The following is a 17,051-nucleotide window of genomic DNA, read 5'->3' on the forward strand; positions in this document are numbered from 1 at the left end:
CGTCGCTCGAGCGGGTGGAAGCCGGAAAACATGGAAGCCGGTCGATGCGGCGGCGGTTGCCGCCCTCGCCGCTTCTCCTGCTCCCGCTTACGCCTGCTTGAGTTCCGCCGCGCGCCAGCGCGATCAGCGCTCCGCCTCAGCCGCGTTCGTTGTTGTTCTGCCGCATCCGGTATTCGGCGCTGCGTGCGTGCGCTTGCAGACCTTCGCCGTATGCCAGTTCCGCGGCAATCTCGCCGAGCGTCTGCGCACCTTCCGCGCTGACCTCGATCAGGCTCGAACGCTTGAAGAAATCATAGACGCCGAGCGGCGACGAAAACCGTGCGGTACGCGACGTCGGCAGCACATGATTCGGGCCCGCGCAATAGTCGCCGAGGCTCTCGCTCGTGTAACGGCCAAGGAAGATCGCGCCTGCGTGACGGATCTGCTGCGCCCACTGATGCGGCTCCAGCGCCGAAATTTCAAGGTGCTCCGGCGCGATGTCGTTGGCGATCGCGCAGGCCTCGGCCATGTCGCGCACCTTGATCAGCGCGCCGCGGTTTTCGAGCGACGTGCGGATCACTTCGTGGCGCTGCATGGTGGGCAGCAGTTCGTCGATCGCTTCCTGCACGCGCGCGATGAACGCGTCGTCGGGGCACAGCAGGATCGACTGCGCGAGCTCGTCGTGCTCGGCTTGCGAAAACAGGTCCATCGCGACCCAGCGCGGGTCGGTCGTGCCGTCGCACAACACGAGGATTTCCGACGGCCCGGCGATCATGTCGATGCCGACCGTGCCGAACACGCGACGCTTGGCCGACGCGACGTACGCGTTGCCGGGGCCGCAGATCTTGTCGGCCGCGGGCACGCTCGGCGTGCCGTACGCGAGCGCGCCCACCGCCTGCGCGCCGCCGATCGTGAACACGCGATCGACGCCACCCAGCAGAGCCGCCGCGAGCACGAGCGGATTCTTCACGCCGTCCGGCGTCGGCACGACCATCACGATTTCGCGAACGCCGGCCACCCGCGCCGGTATCGCGTTCATCAGCACCGACGACGGATACGCGGCCTTGCCACCCGGCACGTAGATCCCCGCGCGATCGAGCGGCGTGACCTTCTGGCCGAGCACGGTGCCGTCGGCTTCGGTGTACTGCCAGCTATGGCTGCCGCACTCGATCTTCTGCTTCTCGTGATAGCCGCGCACGCGTGCCGCCGCCGCTTCGAGCGACGCGCGCCGCTTCGGCTCGAGACTTTCGAGCGCCGCCTCGAGCTCGGCCATCGGCAGCTCGAGCTCGGCCACGCTTTTCGCATCGACGCGATCGAAGCGATTCGTGTACTCGAGCACCGCCTCGTCGCCGCGCGCCTTCACGTCGTTCAGAATCCGCGCGACCGCGCGCTCGATGGCTTCGTCTTCGCTCGCCTCGAACGCGAGCACCGCATGCAGCGACTTGTGGAAGTCGCGAGCGGTGGAATCGAGTTTGCGAATCTTGGTAGACATACAGGTATCCGTTTCGGTAAGGCGCGCTATCGGTGCAACGTCACATTGCCATCGTCAGTCAGGCCGCCGGGGCGGCGGTTTGCGACGAAGCATTGGCAAACGCGTCGAGAATCGGCCGCAACGCGGCGCGTTTGAGCTTCAGCGCTGCCTGGTTCACGACGAGGCGCGACGAAATCTGCATGATCTCCTCCACCTCGACCAGATTGTTCGCGCGCAGCGTATTGCCCGAGCTGACCAGGTCGACGATCGCGTCGGCGAGACCAACCAGCGGAGCGAGTTCCATCGAACCGTACAGCTTGATCAGATCGACGTGAACGCCCTTGGCGGCAAAATGCTCACGAGCGGTTTCAACATACTTGGTCGCGACCCGCAGACGCGCGCCCTGGCGCACCGCGTTCGCATAATCGAAACCGGCCGCGACCGCGACCGACATGCGGCAACGCGCAATGTCCAGATCCACCGGCTGATACAGGCCGCTGCCGCCATGCTCGAGCAGCACGTCCTTGCCAGCCACGCCGAAGTCGGCCGCGCCGTACTCGACATAGGTCGGCACGTCGGTCGCGCGCACGACGATCACGCGCAGGTTCGGGTCGGTGGTCGGCAGAATCAGCTTGCGCGAGCTCTCCGGATCTTCCGCTACCTCGATGCCTGCCGCCGCGAGCAGCGGCAGCGTTTCCTCGAAGATACGCCCTTTCGACAACGCGAGCGTGAGCGGCGCGCTGACCGCCGGCGACGACGACGTTTGCGGCATCGAACTCATGCCCCGCTCCCGGAAACCCGGCGCACCTTCGCGCCGATCGCATTGAGCTTCGCTTCCATACGGTCGTAGCCGCGATCGAGGTGATAGATGCGGTCGATCAGCGTCTCGCCCTCGGCGCGCAGCGCGGCGATCACAAGACTCGCGGACGCGCGCAGATCGGTGGCCATCACCTTCGCGCCGGACAGTTTTTCGACGCCGGTTACGAGCGCCGTGTTGCCGTCGATCGTGATGCTCGCGCCGAGACGGTTCAGCTCCTGGACGTGCATGAAACGGTTTTCGAAGATCGTCTCCACGACTTGCGACGTACCGTCCGCGATCGTGTTGAGCGCCATGAACTGCGCCTGCATGTCGGTCGGAAACGCCGGGTATTCGGAGGTGCGGAACGTGACCGCGCTCGGGCGCTTGTCCATGCGCACGCGCATCCAGTCGTCGCCTTCCTCGACCGTGACGCCCGCTTCGCGCAGCTTTTCGGTGACGGCTTCGAGCAGCAGCGGACGCATCTTGCTCAGCGTGACGTCGCCGCCGGCCGCCGCGACCGCGCACAGGAAAGTGCCCGCTTCGATGCGGTCCGGAATCACCGTGTGCTTGGCACCGTGCAGCTTGTCGACGCCATGGATCACCAGACGGTCGGTGCCGATGCCTTCGATCTTCGCGCCCATCGCGACGAGCAGATGCGCGAGGTCGACCACTTCGGGTTCGCGCGCGGCGTTCTCGATGACCGTCTCGCCTTCGGCGAGCACCGCCGCCATCAGCAGGTTCTCGGTACCGGTCACGGTGATCATGTCGGTGACGATACGCGCGCCCTTCAGACGCTTCGCGCGCGCTTCGATGAAGCCGTGCTCGATCGTGATCTCGGCACCCATCGCCTGCAGACCCTTGATGTGCTGATCGACCGGACGAGCGCCGATCGCGCAGCCGCCCGGCAGCGACACGCGCGCATGACCGAAGCGCGCGACGAGCGGACCGAGCACGAGGATCGACGCGCGCATCGTCTTCACCATTTCGTATGGCGCGACGAGATTGTCGACCTTCGACGCGTCGAGCGCGACGCGCCCTTCGCCGGCTTCGATACGCACGCCCATCTGGCCGAGCAGCTTGAGCATCGTGCGCACGTCCTGCAGATCGGGCACGTTCTCCAGATGCACCGGATCGGCGCTCAGCAGACCCGCGCACAGGATCGGCAATGCCGCGTTTTTCGCACCCGAGACAACAACTTCACCGGAGAGCGGGTAGCCACCTTCAATGATGAGTTTATCCATGCCTGTCGGTTCCTGATCGGTCAGGTTCGCGTCCGGACCTGCCTTGTCTGTGTTCGGCGCGCCGCTTGCGGCGTCGCGCCCTTCCTGAGTAATTCGCACTAAATTTCCAGATTACGCGTTCTGCCATTCGGCGGGCGTCAGCGTCTTCATGCTGAGCGCGTGGATTTCTTCGCGCATGCGGTCGCCGAGCGCCGCATACACGAGTTGGTGACGCTGGATCAGGCGCTTGCCTTCGAAGTTCGGCGAGACGATCGTCGCAAAGAAATGCTGACCGTCGCCTTCGACTTCGAGATGCTCGCACGCGAGTCCAGCTGCAATGTACTGCTTGACCTGTTCGGGAGTCGGCAACATGAGAGAAGCTCCTCGTCAGTGGCGCAGCTTGTAGCCGGTAGCGAGCATGCGCATCGCCACGACGGCCAGCACCACGAAGAAACCGGCGACGATCGCGAGGCTCACCAGCGGGTCGATATCCGACACGCCGAAAAAACCATAGCGAAAGCCGTCGATCATGTAGAAAAACGGATTGAGCCGCGATACTTCGCGCCATACGGGCGGCAGCGTATGCGTCGAGTAGAACACGCCCGACAGGAACGTGAGCGGCATGATCAGAAAGTTCTGGAACGCGGCGAGCTGGTCGAACTTCTCGGCCCAAATGCCGGCGATCAGACCCAGCGTGCCGAGAATCGCCGCGCCGAACATCGCGAACACGATGATGTAGAGCGGCGCGGTGAAGGCGAGCGGCACGAACCAGATCGTCACGATGAACACGCCGAAGCCGACACACAGCCCGCGCGCCACGGCCGCGAGCACGTAGGCCGCGAACATCTCGTGGTGCGACAGCGGCGGCAGCAGCACGAACACGAGGTTGCCGGTGATCTTCGATTGAATCAGCGACGAAGAACTGTTCGCGAACGCGTTCTGCAGCACGCTCATCATCACGAGGCCCGGAATCAGGAAGCTCGTGTATTCGACGCCCGGATAGACCTGCACGTGGCCGCGCAGTGCGTGGCCGAAGATGGTCAGGTAAAGCAGCGCGGTGATGACCGGCGCGAGCACGGTCTGGAACGACACCTTCCAGAAGCGCAGCAGTTCTTTGTAAAACAGCGTGCTAAATCCACTGTACCCGCTCATGCAAGCCCCTCGATCACTTCTGGACCGTTCATCACCTGAACGAATACGTCTTCGAGGTCGGCCTTGCGGACCTCGATTTCTTCGAATGTACAACCGGCCGCGCGGCATTGCGCGAGGATGCGCTCGACGTCGTCGTAGCTCGTCAGGCGCAGCAGATGCTGGCGGCCATTGCCGTTGCCGGCGCCGCTTTCCGCCTCGAGCGGACGCAGCTCGGCGGGCAGCACGCCCTGCGCGAAGCGCACGAACAGTTGCATGCCGGCGAAACGCTGCAACAGTGTGCCGGTGCGATCGAGCGCAACGACCTCGCCACGGCGCAGCATCGCGATGCGGTCGCACAACGATTCGGCTTCTTCAAGATAGTGCGTGGTCAGCACGATCGTGTGGCCTTCGCGATTCAGGCGCGAAATGAACTTCCACAGCGTCTGGCGCAACTCGACATCGACACCCGCGGTCGGCTCGTCGAGCACGATCACCGGCGGGCGATGCACGAGCGCCTGCGCGACCAGCACGCGGCGCTTCATCCCGCCCGACAGCGCGCGCATGTTGGCATCGGCCTTTTCGGTGAGATCGAGATTGGCCATGATCTCGTCGATCCACGCGTCGTTGTTGCGCAGCCCGTAGTAGCCGGACTGGATGCGCAAGGTTTCGCGCACCGTGAAGAACGGATCGAACACGAGCTCCTGCGGCACCACGCCGAGCGCGCGGCGCGCGTTGCGGAAATCGTCGACGACGTCGTGACCGCGCACCGCGATGCTGCCTTCGTCGGCGCGGGCGAGACCGGCGAGTATGCTGATGAGCGTCGTCTTGCCCGCGCCGTTCGGACCGAGCAGTCCGAAGAACTCGCCTTCTTCGACCGTGAGGCTGACGCCCTTGAGCGCCTGCAAGTCCTTGTAGCGCTTCTTGACGTTACGAATTTCTATGGCTGACATGACTATGGGCCGCGTGCGTCGCGGCGCCTGAAGAAGCCCCAATGGAGCTTGGGGACGCGCAAATGCTGGAAGAAACGGAACCGGGGCCGATTAGGGGGCCAGTTCAACGCCCCAAAAAAACGTTTGATTATAGGGCAAAAACTGAAAACCCCGGCCTGGCCGGAAGGAGGGAGACGACGCTAGAGGAGCGTCAATGTCGCGCTGACGCAACCACGCTGGAGGCGCCAGAAGAGAGAAGCGTATCGACGCCGTAGGCCTGCGCGAGACTGGCGAGCCCAGCCGGCAGATTGACGACTTCGAACTTGCCGCCGCGCGCCGCCGCGGCCCGCACCCACGCGAGCAGGACGGCCAGCGCCGACGAATCGAATTGCGTGAGCGGCGCGCAATCGACGCCGCCCGCACCCGCCGCGATGCGTTGCAGACCCGCCGCGAGCGCGGCGTTCGCGCTCTCGTGGGTCAGCGTCGTGCCGCTGTCGAAGCGGTTCGCAACCGGGTTTAGCACGTCGTTCACGACTGCTTGCCCGCGGCGAGTTGCTGATTGCGCTGCGTGAGGAACTGGATCAGTCCGTCCACACCCTTCTGCTGGATCTGCTCGTTGAACTGCTGCTGATACGCCTGGATCAGCCACGCGCCGAGCACGTTGATGTCATACACGCGCCAGCCCTGCGCCGTCTTGTACAGGCGGTAGTCGAGTTCGATCGGCTGGCCGTTGTTCATCACGACCGAGCGCACCACCGTGTCGGTGTCGTCCGGGTTCATGCGGAACGGCTTGTACTGGATCTGCTGGTCGCGCACCTGCGCGAGCGCGCCCGAGTACGTGCGGATCAGCAGCATCTTGAACTGCTCGACCACCTGGTTCTGCTGTTCGGGCGTCGCGGTGCGCCAGTTACGGCCCATCGCGAGCTGGGTGGTGCGGCGGAAGTCCGTGTACGGCAGGATCTTTTCGTTGACGAGCGCCGTGATGTGCTTGATGTCGCCCTGCTGGATCGACTTGTCGCCGCGAATCGCGTCCATCACCTGCTGGGTGACGGTCTTGATCAGCGCGTCGGGCGCGTTGGTGTCGACGGTTTGCGCCGATGCGCCCGCGCTGATGAACGAAAACAACGCGGCAAACAACGGAATCAGGAAGAATTTTTTCATATCGAGCTTTGCCTCAAAAATAGTGCAACAGTTTGGACCGACCTTATCACGCGAGTTCGACGGCAATCCATGCGCAAACTGCGAGAGTCGTATCGATCTGTTACGGCTGCACGTTCAATGCAATCTTAGGGACGGGAAGTTGAAGCGTGAGGGCGGCACCAACTGACCGGCCGGAATCTGCGTTTCCGGGCCGCCTTTCAGGTCGAGAGGCGGTGTTTCGGCGCCCGACGCGGCCTCCGGTGCCGACGCGCCTTGCGGCGTGCCCACGGCCGCGCCGGATGCGGGAGCCGCCTTGGCCGGCGCACCTGCCTCGCCCGTCTCGCCTTCGTCGTACTTCGGCAGCGGCGCTTCCTCTTCGTAGCTCGGCAGTTCCTGCGGACGCCGGCGGTTATCCGACAACAGATACTGCCGGCGCTGCAGATACGCGTTACGCACGAACGAGTATTTGTCGAGCGCCGCGCCTTCCAGCAGGTTGCTCGCTCCGAGCAGGTTCGCGCGCGTGTTGACGATGTTCAGGCCATACAGCGCCCAGCTCAGGCCCGGCGGGTCGACGTAGCTGATCGGGTTCACGTAGTAGTTGCCGAGCGAGCCGACCGCATCGCGCACCGTGCTCGGCCCGAACAGCGGCAGCACCAGATAGGGGCCCGCCGGCACGCCGTAGTGGCCGAGCGTCAGACCGAGGTCGTTGTCGTGCTTCGGGAGCTTCGCGAGCGTCGCGACGTCGAACAGGCCGCCGACGCCGAACAACGTGTTGATCACGATCCGCATGATGTCGGACACGCCGTCGGCGATGCGCAGCTGCAGCAGGTTGTTCGCCGCGATATAGACGTCGCCGATGTTCGAGAAAAAGTTCGTCACGCTGTCGCGAACCGGCTGCGGCGTGATCCAAACGTAGCCCTGCGCAACGGGCTTCAGCGCGTACTGGTCGATCTTGTCGTTGACTGTGAAGATTGTACGGTTCAGCCCTTCGAACGGGTCGCCCTTGGTAGGCGTCTGCACGGTCGTGCAACCGGCGAGCAGCGCAGCCGCCACGGCGACCTTGCCGAACTGTAGGACGCGCGCGCCGCTGCGCGGGGTCTGCAGTGTGGTCTGCATCTAATTCTCCTTGTTGGCCTTACTGGCCGGCAGCGCCGGAGGCCGGCGCGCCCGGCGCCGGTGCAGGGGCGGATGCGGCGGGCTTCGCCGCGCCGGAATCCGCGGCCTTGCTATACAGGAACTGGCCGATCAGGTTTTCCAGCACGATCGCCGATTGCGTCATCGAGATCGTATCGCCGGCTTTCAGCATTTCCGAGTCGCCGCCCGGCTCGAGCCCGATGTACTGCTCGCCGAGCAGACCCGAGGTCAGGATCTTCGCCGAAGTGTCCCTCGGAAACTGGTATTGCTTGTCGATATCGATCGTGACGAGCGCCTGGTAGGCGTTGCTGTCAAAGCCGATCGACGCGACCCGGCCGACCGTCACGCCGGCGCTCTTGACCGGCGCACGGGGCTTCAGCCCGCCGATGTTGTCGAACTTGAGCTTGACCGGGTAGGTTGCCTGGAACGACAACGAGCTCATGTTGCCGGCCTTCAGCGCAAGAAACAGCAACGCCACGAAACCCAGCACCACGAACAGGCCGACCCAGAAGTCGAGAACATTCTTTTTCATCGTCATCCCAAAGTGAATCCGCCGCGCCGCCGCCACTTCCCGCCGTGCGCGGCGCATCAAGCACCGCCGGCACCCGGCACGCTGCGCGGTCTTAGCTGAACATCAGTGCGGTCAGCAGGAAATCGAGCCCGAGCACCGCGAGCGACGCGTACACGACCGTGCGGGTCGTCGCGCGCGACACGCCTTCCGGCGTCGGCTTCGCCTCGTAGCCCTGAAACAGCGCGACGAAGGTCACCGCGAGGCCGAACACCACACTCTTGACGACCCCGGCGCCGACATCGCGCCACACGTCGACGCCGCTTTGCATCTGCGACCAGAACGCGCCGGCATCGACGCCGATCAGCAGCACGCCCACCACGTAACCGCCCAGAACGCCGACCGCGCTGAAGATCGCGGCGAGGATCGGCATCGACACGATGCCGGCCCACAGGCGCGGCGCGATCACGACCTTGACCGGATCGACGGCCATCATTTCCATCGCGGTGAGCTGCTCGCCCGCCTTCATCAGGCCGATTTCGGCGGTCAGCGACGTGCCCGCGCGCCCGGCGAACAGCAGCGCGGTCACGACCGGCCCGAGCTCGCGCACGAGCGACAGCGCGACCAGCAACCCGAGCGCCTGCTCGGAGCCATAACGGTTCAGCGTGTAATAGCCCTGCAACCCGAGCACGAAGCCGACGAACAGCCCCGACACCGCGATGATCACGAGCGAATAATTACCGACGAAGTGGATCTGCTTCGTGACAAGACGCGGGCGGCGCAGCAGCGGGAAAAATTCGAGCACGAGCCGCAGGAAGAAGCGCGTCGCGTAGCCGGCGGTGCCGAGCCCGGTGATGACCGAGCGACCGATCGTACTGATCATGACCTGCCTCCGCCAATGCCGAAGTCCGCCGCGAGCGGGGTCTGCGCCGGATAGTGGAATCTGAACGGGCCGTCCGGCGCGCCGTCGATGAACTGCCGCACGGTCGGATCGGTCGACGCGCGCAGTTCGTCGGGCGTGCCCTCGGCAAGCACACCGCCGTTGGACACGAAGTACACGTAGTCGGCGATCGCGAATGATTCCGGCACGTCGTGCGTGACGAGGATCGACGTGGCGCCGAGCGCCCGGTTCAGCGTGCGGATCAGGTTCGCGGTGATGCCGAGCGAGATCGGGTCGAGACCGGCGAACGGCTCGTCGTACATCATCAGTTCGGGGTCGAGCGCGATTGCGCGCGCGAGCGCCACGCGTCGCGCCATGCCGCCGGAAATCTCGGACGGCAGCAGGTCGCGCGCGCCGCGCAGACCGACCGCGTTGAGCTTCATCAGCACGAGGTCGCGCAGAAGTTCTTCTGGGAGATCGGTGTGCTCGCGAAGCGAGAAGGCGACGTTTTCGAACACCGACATGTCGGTGAACAGCGCGCCGAACTGGAACAGCATGCCCATCTTGCGGCGCAGCGCGTAAAGGCCTTCGCGCGTCTGCTCGCCGATGTCTTCGCCATGGAACAGCACCTGGCCGCGCTGGGCGCGCACGAGGCCGCCGATCAGCCGCAGCACCGTGGTCTTGCCGCAACCCGAGCCGCCCATGACTGCGACGACCTGACCGCGACGAAAGCGCAGATTCAGATTCGACAGGACGAGCCGGTCGCCGTAACCGAAGTCGACGTCGCGCAGCTCGAGTAAGGTCTCGGGATAGGAAGGCACCAAACTGACGATCCTTTTACAGGGAAGGCCGAATTATAGGGCCATCATGCAAAAGCTGCCGTGAGGTGCCCCGTTCCTTGACTATGCCTGACGATTATTGCGTAAACGTGTGTTGCAGTGCAGAAACGGCGGCGGCCGGGTCGGCCGCTTCCGTCACCGCGCGCACCACGGCCGCGCAGCCGACACCGGTCGCGAGCACGTCCGGCAGCACCTGCAGATCGATCCCGCCGATCGCGACGAGCGGCACCACGCCGTCGAGCAGCCGCACATAGCGTGCGAGGCGGCGCAAGCCCTGCGGCGCGGTCGGCATGACCTTGGTCGTGGTCGGGAACACGGCGCCCAATGCAATGTAGCTCGGCCGGAAATGCAGCGCCTTCAGCATCTCGTAGAAGCCGTGAGTCGACAGACCGAGCCGGATGCCCGCGTCGGCCAGCGCGGACAGATCCGCGGTATGCACGTCTTCCTGGCCGAGGTGCACGCCGTACGCGCCCGCCTCAAGCGCCGCCAGCCAGTGATCGTTGATGAACACCTGCGCGTCGTGCGCGCGGCCGGCCGCCACGCAGCGCGCGATTTCGCGCTTCAGCTCGTCGGCCGGTTCGGCCGACTTGCGGCGCAACTGCACCGTCTTCACGCCGAAGCCGACCACCCGTTCGACCCAGTCCGCGGTCGGCAACACCGGATACAGGCCGAGCCTTGCCGGGCAGCGCGGGAACGCCTTGGCGGGTGCCGCCGGCAGGTCGGTAAGGCGCGGAAAGCGAGCGAGGTCGGCCGGGAAAGCATCGTCGGCGCGGGTTTCGTCGCCATCGCGCCACGCGAGCGCGAGCACCAGCGCGTCGTGCGGATCGAAACCGCAGTCGAGGAACGCGGCAAGCGCGGGAATCCAGTCTTCCGCCAGATGGCCTTCGAGGCCGTACTTCTCGCCGCCCAGTTGCAGCGTCGCGCGGTTTTCCGCGGCGACGATCACGCCCGCACCCCGCGTCAGCCAGCGCGCGATCTGCTCGCCGTGCTGCTGTGCGTCGGCGATCACGATCAGGTCGCCACCGTTCGGTTCGTCGGGTGCGATCAGGCAGATGCGCCACGGCGCGTGCGTCGGCGGCCAGTCGCCGAGACGTGCGCGGATGCGCTCGGCGGCTTCGATGAGTTCGTCGGCCGTCGGCCAGAACAGATCGCGGTCCTTCAGCGTCAACGTCTGAGTCATGCGGCACCCCCATCCTGATGCCAGAACGGCATGCCGACCACCGGCGTGCTCGCGTGCGCGCTCTCGCGCTCGGCCATCGGGCCCGCGAGATACGCTTGCCGACCCGCCTCGACGCCCAGCGCGAACGCGCGCGCCATCGCGTCGGGGTGCGTCGCCTGCGATACGGCCGTGTTCAGCAGCACGCCGTCGAAGCCCCACTCCATCACCTGGGCCGCATGCGACGGCACGCCGAGCCCGGCGTCGACGATCAACGGCACGTCCGGCAGCCGCTCGCGCAACACGCGCAGCCCGTATGGATTGATCACGCCCTTGCCGGTGCCGATCGGCGCGCCCCACGGCATCAGCGCCTCGCAGCCGGCGTCGAGCAGACGGCGGCCGATCACCAGATCTTCGGTGCAGTACGGCAGCACCTTGAAGCCATCCTTGACGAGACGCGCGGCGGCTTCGATCAGGCCGACCGGGTCGGGCTGCAGTGTGTAGTCGTCGCCGATCAGTTCGAGCTTGATCCACTCGGTCTCGAAGATTTCGCGCGCCATGTGCGCGGTCGTCACCGCTTCGCCGACGCTCAGGCAACCCGCCGTGTTCGGCAGCAGCGGCACGCCGTGGCGCTTGAGCAGATCGAAGAAGCCCGCTTCGGCGTTGCCCTCGTTCATCTGACGGCGCAGCGCGACCGTCACCATGCCGGGGCGCGCGGCGTCGATCGAATCGGACAGCGATTGCAGCGACGGATAGCGCGATGTGCCGAGCAGCACGCGGCTTGCAAAAGTTTGACCGTATAGCGTCAGCGCGTCGGCGGTCTCGTGAGAAGTCATTTGCATCATCCTGGTTTGCCGTCGCGGCTAGAACCGACCGCGTTGCGGCAATGGGTTTTCGGCGACGGTTGTTGCGTTCGGTAAGCGACAGACTGGCGCGGTCGCGCTCAGCCGCCCGCGACCGGCTGCACGACGTCGAGCCGGTCGCCCGTTTGCAACGCGCGCGCCGCATGCTGCGCACGTGCGACGAAATCGCCGTTGAGCGCGACCGCGAACGGCGGACGCGCGCCAAAGGCGGCGAGCGCATCGGCGACAGTCGCGCCCTCGGGCAGCGACAACGGCTTCTGATTGATATGAATGTCCATGGTGTTCGAATACGGTTCAATCAATGGCGCAAGCGGCATCGCGCGCGGCACGTCGGCCGCTACGCTCGGGCCGGCTCGCGCGCGAAATGCTGCTGGAACAGCTCGCTCCAGCGTGAGTCGCGCCGCCAGCCGGCGAATGCGTCGGCATCACCGACGCGGCCGTCGAGCAGCGCGCTCGCGAAGCGCACGGCTTCGTCGGCGACTTCGGGCGCGATCATGTAGCCGTGCCGGTACAGGCCGTTCACGCGCAGCGTACGTGCGCCGTCCCACAGCAGCGCGGGACGATGATCGGGCAAGGTCGGCCGGCACTGCGAATTCAGCTCGAGAATGCGCGCCTCGCCGAAGCCGGGGTGCACCGAAAACGCCGCGCTCAGCAACTCGAGCGCCGAACGCACGCTGACGGGCGACATGTCCTCGCCCTCCACCTCGGTCGCGCCGATCACGTAGAGGCCGTTCTGCTTCGGCGCGATATACAGCGGGTAACGCGGATGCAGTAGCCGCACCGGGCGCGTCAGCTGCAGGTGAGGCGCATGCACGCGCGCAACTTCGCCGCGGATGCCGCGCAGCGTCGGCAGCACCGGCTTCGCGCCGAGCCCGCGGCAATCGATGGTGATGCCGGCGTCGGGCAGCGATGCGTCGTCGATCGGCGTGTTCCAGTGCGTGTCGACGCCGCGCTCGGCAAGCCCGGCCGCGAGCGCGGACAGCACCTGGCGGTTGTCGAGCTGGCCTTCTCGCGGCAGCAGCCAGCCTTGGCTGAAGCGGCCGGCCAACGCGGGTTCGGCGGCGCCGAGCTGCGCGCCCGCCAACGCGACGAAGCCGCCGTCGAGCAACTCCGCCGGCGCGTTCGCACGCACGCGCCGCTCGAATAGCGGCGCCTCAGTGCGATCCGCGTGATGCCAGACGACGAGCGTGCCGTTGCGCTGGAAAAACACCGGCTCCGGCAGTTCGGCAAGCACGCGCGGCCAGCTTTCGAGCGAACTCGCGCCAAGCCGCGTGATCAGCAGCTCGGCGCTCGCGGCCTCTGCCAGCGGCGCGAGCATCGCGGCGGCGACCCACGCGGCAGCCTGCGAACCGGTGGCATCGCCGCGCTCGTAGAGCGCCACGCGATGCCCGTCGCCAGCGAGGCGCCACGCGACCAGCCGGCCGCACAGGCCGCCGCCGAGCACGGCGAAATCGGGTCGGGCGGGACGGTTCATCGCGCGCGCTCCGTTCGACTGCGGTGGGCAAAACCAAAGCGGCACGGCTCGCCCGAGGCGGCGTGACGAAGGGAAAAATGCATGTCTGAAGAATAGGCGGTCATCGAGTCCTTTCCGTACGGCCAAAAACGCACGTACCCAGGACGAAACCGGCGGGTGAAGCCGGCCGGTCACGACGTGCACATGTGAGCTGCGCTCGCCGCCCGGCGGGGAATGGAAGATGGTTGCTTCCGGAAACTTCCCGCGCCGGTATTACCCGGATCGGGTGCAAAGGGTCTCTCTCAGCCTCGCCGCCCCGGCATGAAAGTCATGCCGCCTGTGGGCGAAGCACCCCTGTTTCGTCGCAGGTCATTAGACCATAAAAGGCGCGGCGCCCGCAAACCAGCGCCCCGCGGTCGCCACCCGGTTTTGATCTGGCACCGTCTATCGAGATGCCGGTGCGAAGCGGCCCGGCGCTCTGGCACAATGCCGTGACCGGTGCCGCAAAAACGCGGCGCGCGCGGTGCTCGTGGCCGCATGCGTGGCGGCGGCACCCCAGCGGATGCCGGCCCCGAAAATTAATTTTCGCTTAAGGGCGTCACGCCAGAATCGGGCGCCCGTCCGGGCTCGCGTTCATCGAGCGTGATAGCGCGATGCCCGGCCAGGCATCGCAGACCCGCGGCAGCCACGCCCTCGCAAAGGGGCCTGCTGCTCGCGGGATCGCCCGACATGGGTCAACCAGATCGGACCCGTACGCCGGAATGGCACTTCGGGTCAGCACTTCATCAGGACGCTCATGACACCACATACTTCCGCCAGCCCCGCGCTGCCGCCCGACGAAAAGGTCTCCGCGTGGACCCTGATCAAGCCCTACTGGGTTTCCGAGGAGCGAGGCATCGCGTGGGGGCTGCTCGTCACGATCATCGTGATGAATCTGCTCGTCGTCTGGATCAACGTGCGCCTGAATAGCTGGAGCAGGGACTTCTACAACGCGCTGCAGGCGAAGAACGTCCACGACTTCCCGCACCTGCTGATGATCTTTACCGGACTCGCGTTCGGTTTCATCATCCTCGCCGTGTATGGACGCTATCTGCGCCAGATGCTCGGCTTCCGCTGGCGCCAGTGGCTGACCACCCGCTACCTGAACGAGTGGCTCAACGACAGCGCGTTCTACCGCATCGAGCGCGACCGTCTCGCCGACAACCCCGACCAGCGGATCAGCGACGACCTGCAGTCGTTCGCGACCACCACGCTGTCGCTGACGCTCGATCTGCTGTCGACCGTCGTCACGCTCGTGTCGTTCATCACGATCCTGTGGTCGCTCGCGGGCGCGTTGAGCATCTCGCTCGGCGGCATGCCGCTGCAGATCCCCGGCTATATGGTGTGGGCCGCGGCGCTGTATGCGGTGGTCGGCTCGCTCATCACGCAGAAGGTCGGCCATCCGCTCGTGTCGATCAACTATCAGGCGCAGAAAGTCGAGGCCGATTTCCGTTTCGGTCTGATCCGGCTGCGTGAGAACGCCGAGCAGATCGCGTTCTACAACGGCATGGAAACCGAGAAGACGAACGCGCGCACGCTGTTCGGCCGTATCCGCGACAACTGGTGGCAGGTAATGAAGTACACGAAGCGCCTGACCTTCGTGCTGAGCTTCTACGGCCAGATCGCGATCATTTTTCCGATCGTCGTCGCCTCGCCGCGCTACTTCGCGGGCGCGTTCACGTTCGGCGTGCTGATGCAGATTTCGAGCGCGTTCGGCACGGTCAGCGATTCGTTCTCGTGGTTCATCAACAGTTATACGAGCCTCGTCGAATGGCGCGCGACCGTGAACCGGTTGCGCGAATTCAAGCGCGTCGTGCATTCGCCGCGTCTGAAGGAATCGGTGTCGCCGGCCACGGAACACGGCGGCATCAATCTGCATTTCGTCGACAGCAACACGCTTACCACCGACAGCCTCCAGCTCGCGCTGCCCAATGGCAACCCACTGTCGCGCATCCGCGATATCGCGATCCGGCCGGGCTCGCGCTGGCTCGTGCGCGGTCCGTCGGGCGCCGGCAAGAGCACGCTGATGCGCGCGCTCGCGGGCCTGTGGCCGTTTGGCGACGGCTCGATCGACGCACCGGTCAACGCGCGCATGATGTTCATCCCGCAGGTCAGCTACATGCCGATCGGCACGCTGAAGGCGGCGCTCGCGTATCCGTCGGCGGCGGACACCTATGGCGACGACGAATGCCGCGACGCGCTCATCACCTGCCATCTGTCGGAATACGCGGACCGTCTGCAGGAAACCGCGCACTGGACTCGCGTGCTGTCGCCGGGTGAGCAGCAGCGCTTCGCCGCCGCTCGCGTGCTGCTGCACAAGCCGGACTACCTGTTCCTCGACGAAGCGACCAGCGCGCTCGACGCGGAAAACGAGTCGCGGCTCTATCGGCTGTTCACCGAGCGGTTGCCGAAGGCGGCGATCGTCAGCGTCGCGCATCGCGAATCGCTCGCAGCGTTCCATGACGAAACGCTCGAAGTCGAGCGTTCTGCCGAAGCGGTAGCGGCGTGAGCGACGCGAGCGGCGCTCACGCCAGCGAAGCGCACGGCGCCGCCGCTCGCGTCGTGCTGATCACGGGCGCCGGTTCCGGCATCGGCGCGGCGCTCGCACGGCGCCTCGCGGCGCCGCATACGTCGTTGATGTTGCACGCGCGCGGCGCAGACGACGCGTCCCGTCGACGGCTCGTGCAGGTTGCCGCCGACTGCACGGCAAGCGGCGCACGCTGCGCGACGGTGTTCGGCGACCTCGCCGAGCGCGGTGCGGCGGAGCACGTGATCCATCAGACGCTCACGAGCTTCGGCGCACTCGATCAACTGGTCGCGAACGCCGGCCATGCGCAGCGCCAAACGCTGGCCGCGCTCGATCCCGACACCTTCGGCGCCGCCTTCGCCGCGATGCCGGCCGCCTTCGCCGCGCTCGTGCGGCGCGCGATGCCCGCGCTCGAAATATCGAAGCGCGGTCGCGTGGTCGCCTTGAGTTCGTTCGTCGCGCATCGCTATCGCGCGGATGCGCCATTCGCCGCGACGGCGGCCGCGAAAGCGGCACTCGAAGCGCTTGCGAAAACGGCGGCCGCGGAGCTCGCGCCGCTCGGCGTGACCGTCAATTGCGTGGCGCCGGGTTACACGCGCAAGGATCGCGGCCCAAGCGCCGACAACGCGGCTGTGTGGGCGCACGCCGCCGAAGCCACGCCGCTCGGTCACGTCGCCGAACCGGACGACGTCGCCGCGCTGATCGCATTCCTGCTGTCCGACGCGGCACGCCACATCACCGGCCAGGTGATTCACATCGATGGCGGCTTGACGCTCGGTTAAGCCTCGCCTGCGCGCCGGCACCTACGGACGCAACATCCGGAAAGACACGAGAAGAGTTCGAAAGCATTTGCGGAGCGCGCAAGCTGTTCCGCGCTTTGAAAATGCCTGCGAGCAGCGACGATAGTCGTACGGGCCGCGCCATGCGTCGGCCGTCGTTGATGTCAGTCACGTCTTTCATCGCAACCGCTCTTCGGACTCCTC

The 17,051-nt window shown here is 65.9% G+C and carries 18 protein-coding genes and 1 riboswitch; of the genes, 2 read left to right on the top strand and 16 right to left on the bottom strand.

What is annotated here, in order from left to right:
* Positions 1 to 136 precede the first annotated feature (136 nt).
* The 16 genes from hisD to HDG39_RS24000 all read right to left on the bottom strand — a co-directional run bounded on the left by hisD (position 137) and on the right by HDG39_RS24000 (position 13,523).
* Entirely contained in the window at positions 137 to 1,471 is a 1,335-nt protein-coding gene (gene hisD, locus HDG39_RS23925) for a histidinol dehydrogenase (protein WP_184009188.1), read from the bottom strand.
* A 58-nt stretch (positions 1,472 to 1,529) separates the two neighbouring features.
* Positions 1,530 to 2,231, bottom strand: a complete 702-nt coding sequence (gene hisG / locus HDG39_RS23930; protein WP_184009190.1) for an ATP phosphoribosyltransferase — start codon at positions 2,229 to 2,231, stop codon at positions 1,530 to 1,532.
* Positions 2,228 to 3,490: a UDP-N-acetylglucosamine 1-carboxyvinyltransferase gene (murA, locus tag HDG39_RS23935; protein WP_184009192.1), complete on the bottom strand. Its 1,263-nt coding sequence runs from the start codon at positions 3,488 to 3,490 to the stop codon at positions 2,228 to 2,230. The genes hisG and murA overlap by 4 nt, the downstream gene beginning before the upstream one ends.
* A gap of 111 nt (positions 3,491 to 3,601) precedes the next feature.
* The gene (locus HDG39_RS23940) at positions 3,602 to 3,841 is read right to left on the bottom strand and encodes a BolA family protein (protein WP_008918725.1); all 240 of its coding nucleotides are present in this window, start codon (positions 3,839 to 3,841) and stop codon (positions 3,602 to 3,604) included.
* 15 nt (positions 3,842 to 3,856) lie between these two features.
* Positions 3,857 to 4,621, bottom strand: coding sequence for an ABC transporter permease (locus HDG39_RS23945; protein ID WP_018420063.1), 765 nt, complete (start codon positions 4,619 to 4,621; stop codon positions 3,857 to 3,859).
* Positions 4,618 to 5,550, bottom strand: a complete 933-nt coding sequence (locus HDG39_RS23950; RefSeq protein ID WP_018420062.1) for an ABC transporter ATP-binding protein — start codon at positions 5,548 to 5,550, stop codon at positions 4,618 to 4,620. Before HDG39_RS23950 ends, HDG39_RS23945 begins: the two co-directional genes overlap by 4 nt.
* Positions 5,551 to 5,740: 190 nt before the next feature.
* Complete coding sequence (locus HDG39_RS23955; protein ID WP_184009194.1) at positions 5,741 to 6,061, bottom strand: STAS domain-containing protein; 321 nt, start codon at positions 6,059 to 6,061, stop codon at positions 5,741 to 5,743.
* The gene (locus HDG39_RS23960) at positions 6,058 to 6,690 is read right to left on the bottom strand and encodes an MlaC/ttg2D family ABC transporter substrate-binding protein (protein ID WP_018420060.1); all 633 of its coding nucleotides are present in this window, start codon (positions 6,688 to 6,690) and stop codon (positions 6,058 to 6,060) included. Before HDG39_RS23960 ends, HDG39_RS23955 begins: the two co-directional genes overlap by 4 nt.
* Before the next feature lie 114 nt (positions 6,691 to 6,804).
* Positions 6,805 to 7,785 (bottom strand): MlaA family lipoprotein, encoded by a 981-nt coding sequence (locus HDG39_RS23965; protein ID WP_184009196.1) that lies wholly within the window; start codon positions 7,783 to 7,785, stop codon positions 6,805 to 6,807.
* Positions 7,786 to 7,804: 19 nt separating this feature from the next.
* Positions 7,805 to 8,335 carry an outer membrane lipid asymmetry maintenance protein MlaD gene (gene mlaD, locus HDG39_RS23970; RefSeq protein ID WP_035470668.1) on the bottom strand — a complete coding sequence of 177 codons (531 nt, stop codon included), beginning with the start codon at positions 8,333 to 8,335 and terminating at the stop codon, positions 7,805 to 7,807.
* 91 nt (positions 8,336 to 8,426) lie between these two features.
* A complete protein-coding gene (gene mlaE, locus HDG39_RS23975) occupies positions 8,427 to 9,194 on the bottom strand; it encodes a lipid asymmetry maintenance ABC transporter permease subunit MlaE (protein WP_018420057.1) in 768 nt (255 codons plus the stop codon).
* Positions 9,191 to 10,015, bottom strand: a complete 825-nt coding sequence (locus HDG39_RS23980; protein WP_221305840.1) for an ABC transporter ATP-binding protein — start codon at positions 10,013 to 10,015, stop codon at positions 9,191 to 9,193. The genes mlaE and HDG39_RS23980 overlap by 4 nt, the downstream gene beginning before the upstream one ends.
* A gap of 91 nt (positions 10,016 to 10,106) precedes the next feature.
* Positions 10,107 to 11,210 (bottom strand): thiamine phosphate synthase, encoded by a 1,104-nt coding sequence (thiE, locus tag HDG39_RS23985; protein WP_184009200.1) that lies wholly within the window; start codon positions 11,208 to 11,210, stop codon positions 10,107 to 10,109.
* Positions 11,207 to 12,022, bottom strand: coding sequence for a thiazole synthase (locus HDG39_RS23990; RefSeq protein WP_129958952.1), 816 nt, complete (start codon positions 12,020 to 12,022; stop codon positions 11,207 to 11,209). Before HDG39_RS23990 ends, thiE begins: the two co-directional genes overlap by 4 nt.
* A gap of 107 nt (positions 12,023 to 12,129) precedes the next feature.
* On the bottom strand, positions 12,130 to 12,327 hold the full coding sequence (gene thiS / locus HDG39_RS23995; RefSeq protein ID WP_026225709.1) for a sulfur carrier protein ThiS: 198 nt from the start codon (positions 12,325 to 12,327) through the stop codon (positions 12,130 to 12,132).
* Positions 12,328 to 12,386: 59 nt separating this feature from the next.
* The gene (locus tag HDG39_RS24000) at positions 12,387 to 13,523 is read right to left on the bottom strand and encodes an FAD-dependent oxidoreductase (protein WP_184009202.1); all 1,137 of its coding nucleotides are present in this window, start codon (positions 13,521 to 13,523) and stop codon (positions 12,387 to 12,389) included.
* 221 nt (positions 13,524 to 13,744) lie between these two features.
* A riboswitch (TPP riboswitch) is annotated at positions 13,745 to 13,868 on the bottom strand.
* Between the two features lie 430 nt (positions 13,869 to 14,298).
* Here HDG39_RS24000 and HDG39_RS24005 point away from each other — a divergent pair.
* Both HDG39_RS24005 and HDG39_RS24010 read left to right on the top strand, forming a co-directional pair.
* On the top strand, positions 14,299 to 16,050 hold the full coding sequence (locus tag HDG39_RS24005) for an ABC transporter ATP-binding protein/permease (RefSeq protein WP_184009204.1): 1,752 nt from the start codon (positions 14,299 to 14,301) through the stop codon (positions 16,048 to 16,050).
* Positions 16,047 to 16,850, top strand: a complete 804-nt coding sequence (locus tag HDG39_RS24010) for an SDR family NAD(P)-dependent oxidoreductase (protein ID WP_184009206.1) — start codon at positions 16,047 to 16,049, stop codon at positions 16,848 to 16,850. The genes HDG39_RS24005 and HDG39_RS24010 overlap by 4 nt, the downstream gene beginning before the upstream one ends.
* Positions 16,851 to 17,051 lie beyond the last annotated feature (201 nt).

It is taken from the genome of Paraburkholderia lebeckiae (assembly GCF_014201005.1).
GTDB lineage: Bacteria > Pseudomonadota > Gammaproteobacteria > Burkholderiales > Burkholderiaceae > Paraburkholderia > Paraburkholderia tuberum.

Coding starts and splice junctions, on each gene's coding strand:
- HDG39_RS24000 (WP_184009202.1), bottom strand. CDS start 13,523: ATGAACCGTCCCGCCCGACCCGATTTCGCCGTGCTCGGCGGCGGCCTG.
- HDG39_RS23940 (WP_008918725.1), bottom strand. CDS start 3,841: ATGTTGCCGACTCCCGAACAGGTCAAGCAGTACATTGCAGCTGGACTC.
- murA (WP_184009192.1), bottom strand. CDS start 3,490: ATGGATAAACTCATCATTGAAGGTGGCTACCCGCTCTCCGGTGAAGTT.
- HDG39_RS23945 (WP_018420063.1), bottom strand. CDS start 4,621: ATGAGCGGGTACAGTGGATTTAGCACGCTGTTTTACAAAGAACTGCTG.
- HDG39_RS24005 (WP_184009204.1), top strand. CDS start 14,299: ATGACACCACATACTTCCGCCAGCCCCGCGCTGCCGCCCGACGAAAAG.
- HDG39_RS23960 (WP_018420060.1), bottom strand. CDS start 6,690: ATGAAAAAATTCTTCCTGATTCCGTTGTTTGCCGCGTTGTTTTCGTTC.
- thiE (WP_184009200.1), bottom strand. CDS start 11,210: ATGACTCAGACGTTGACGCTGAAGGACCGCGATCTGTTCTGGCCGACG.
- mlaE (WP_018420057.1), bottom strand. CDS start 9,194: ATGATCAGTACGATCGGTCGCTCGGTCATCACCGGGCTCGGCACCGCC.
- HDG39_RS23950 (WP_018420062.1), bottom strand. CDS start 5,550: ATGTCAGCCATAGAAATTCGTAACGTCAAGAAGCGCTACAAGGACTTG.
- mlaD (WP_035470668.1), bottom strand. CDS start 8,335: ATGAAAAAGAATGTTCTCGACTTCTGGGTCGGCCTGTTCGTGGTGCTG.
- HDG39_RS23990 (WP_129958952.1), bottom strand. CDS start 12,022: ATGACTTCTCACGAGACCGCCGACGCGCTGACGCTATACGGTCAAACT.
- hisD (WP_184009188.1), bottom strand. CDS start 1,471: ATGTCTACCAAGATTCGCAAACTCGATTCCACCGCTCGCGACTTCCAC.
- HDG39_RS23965 (WP_184009196.1), bottom strand. CDS start 7,785: ATGCAGACCACACTGCAGACCCCGCGCAGCGGCGCGCGCGTCCTACAG.
- hisG (WP_184009190.1), bottom strand. CDS start 2,231: ATGAGTTCGATGCCGCAAACGTCGTCGTCGCCGGCGGTCAGCGCGCCG.
- thiS (WP_026225709.1), bottom strand. CDS start 12,327: ATGGACATTCATATCAATCAGAAGCCGTTGTCGCTGCCCGAGGGCGCG.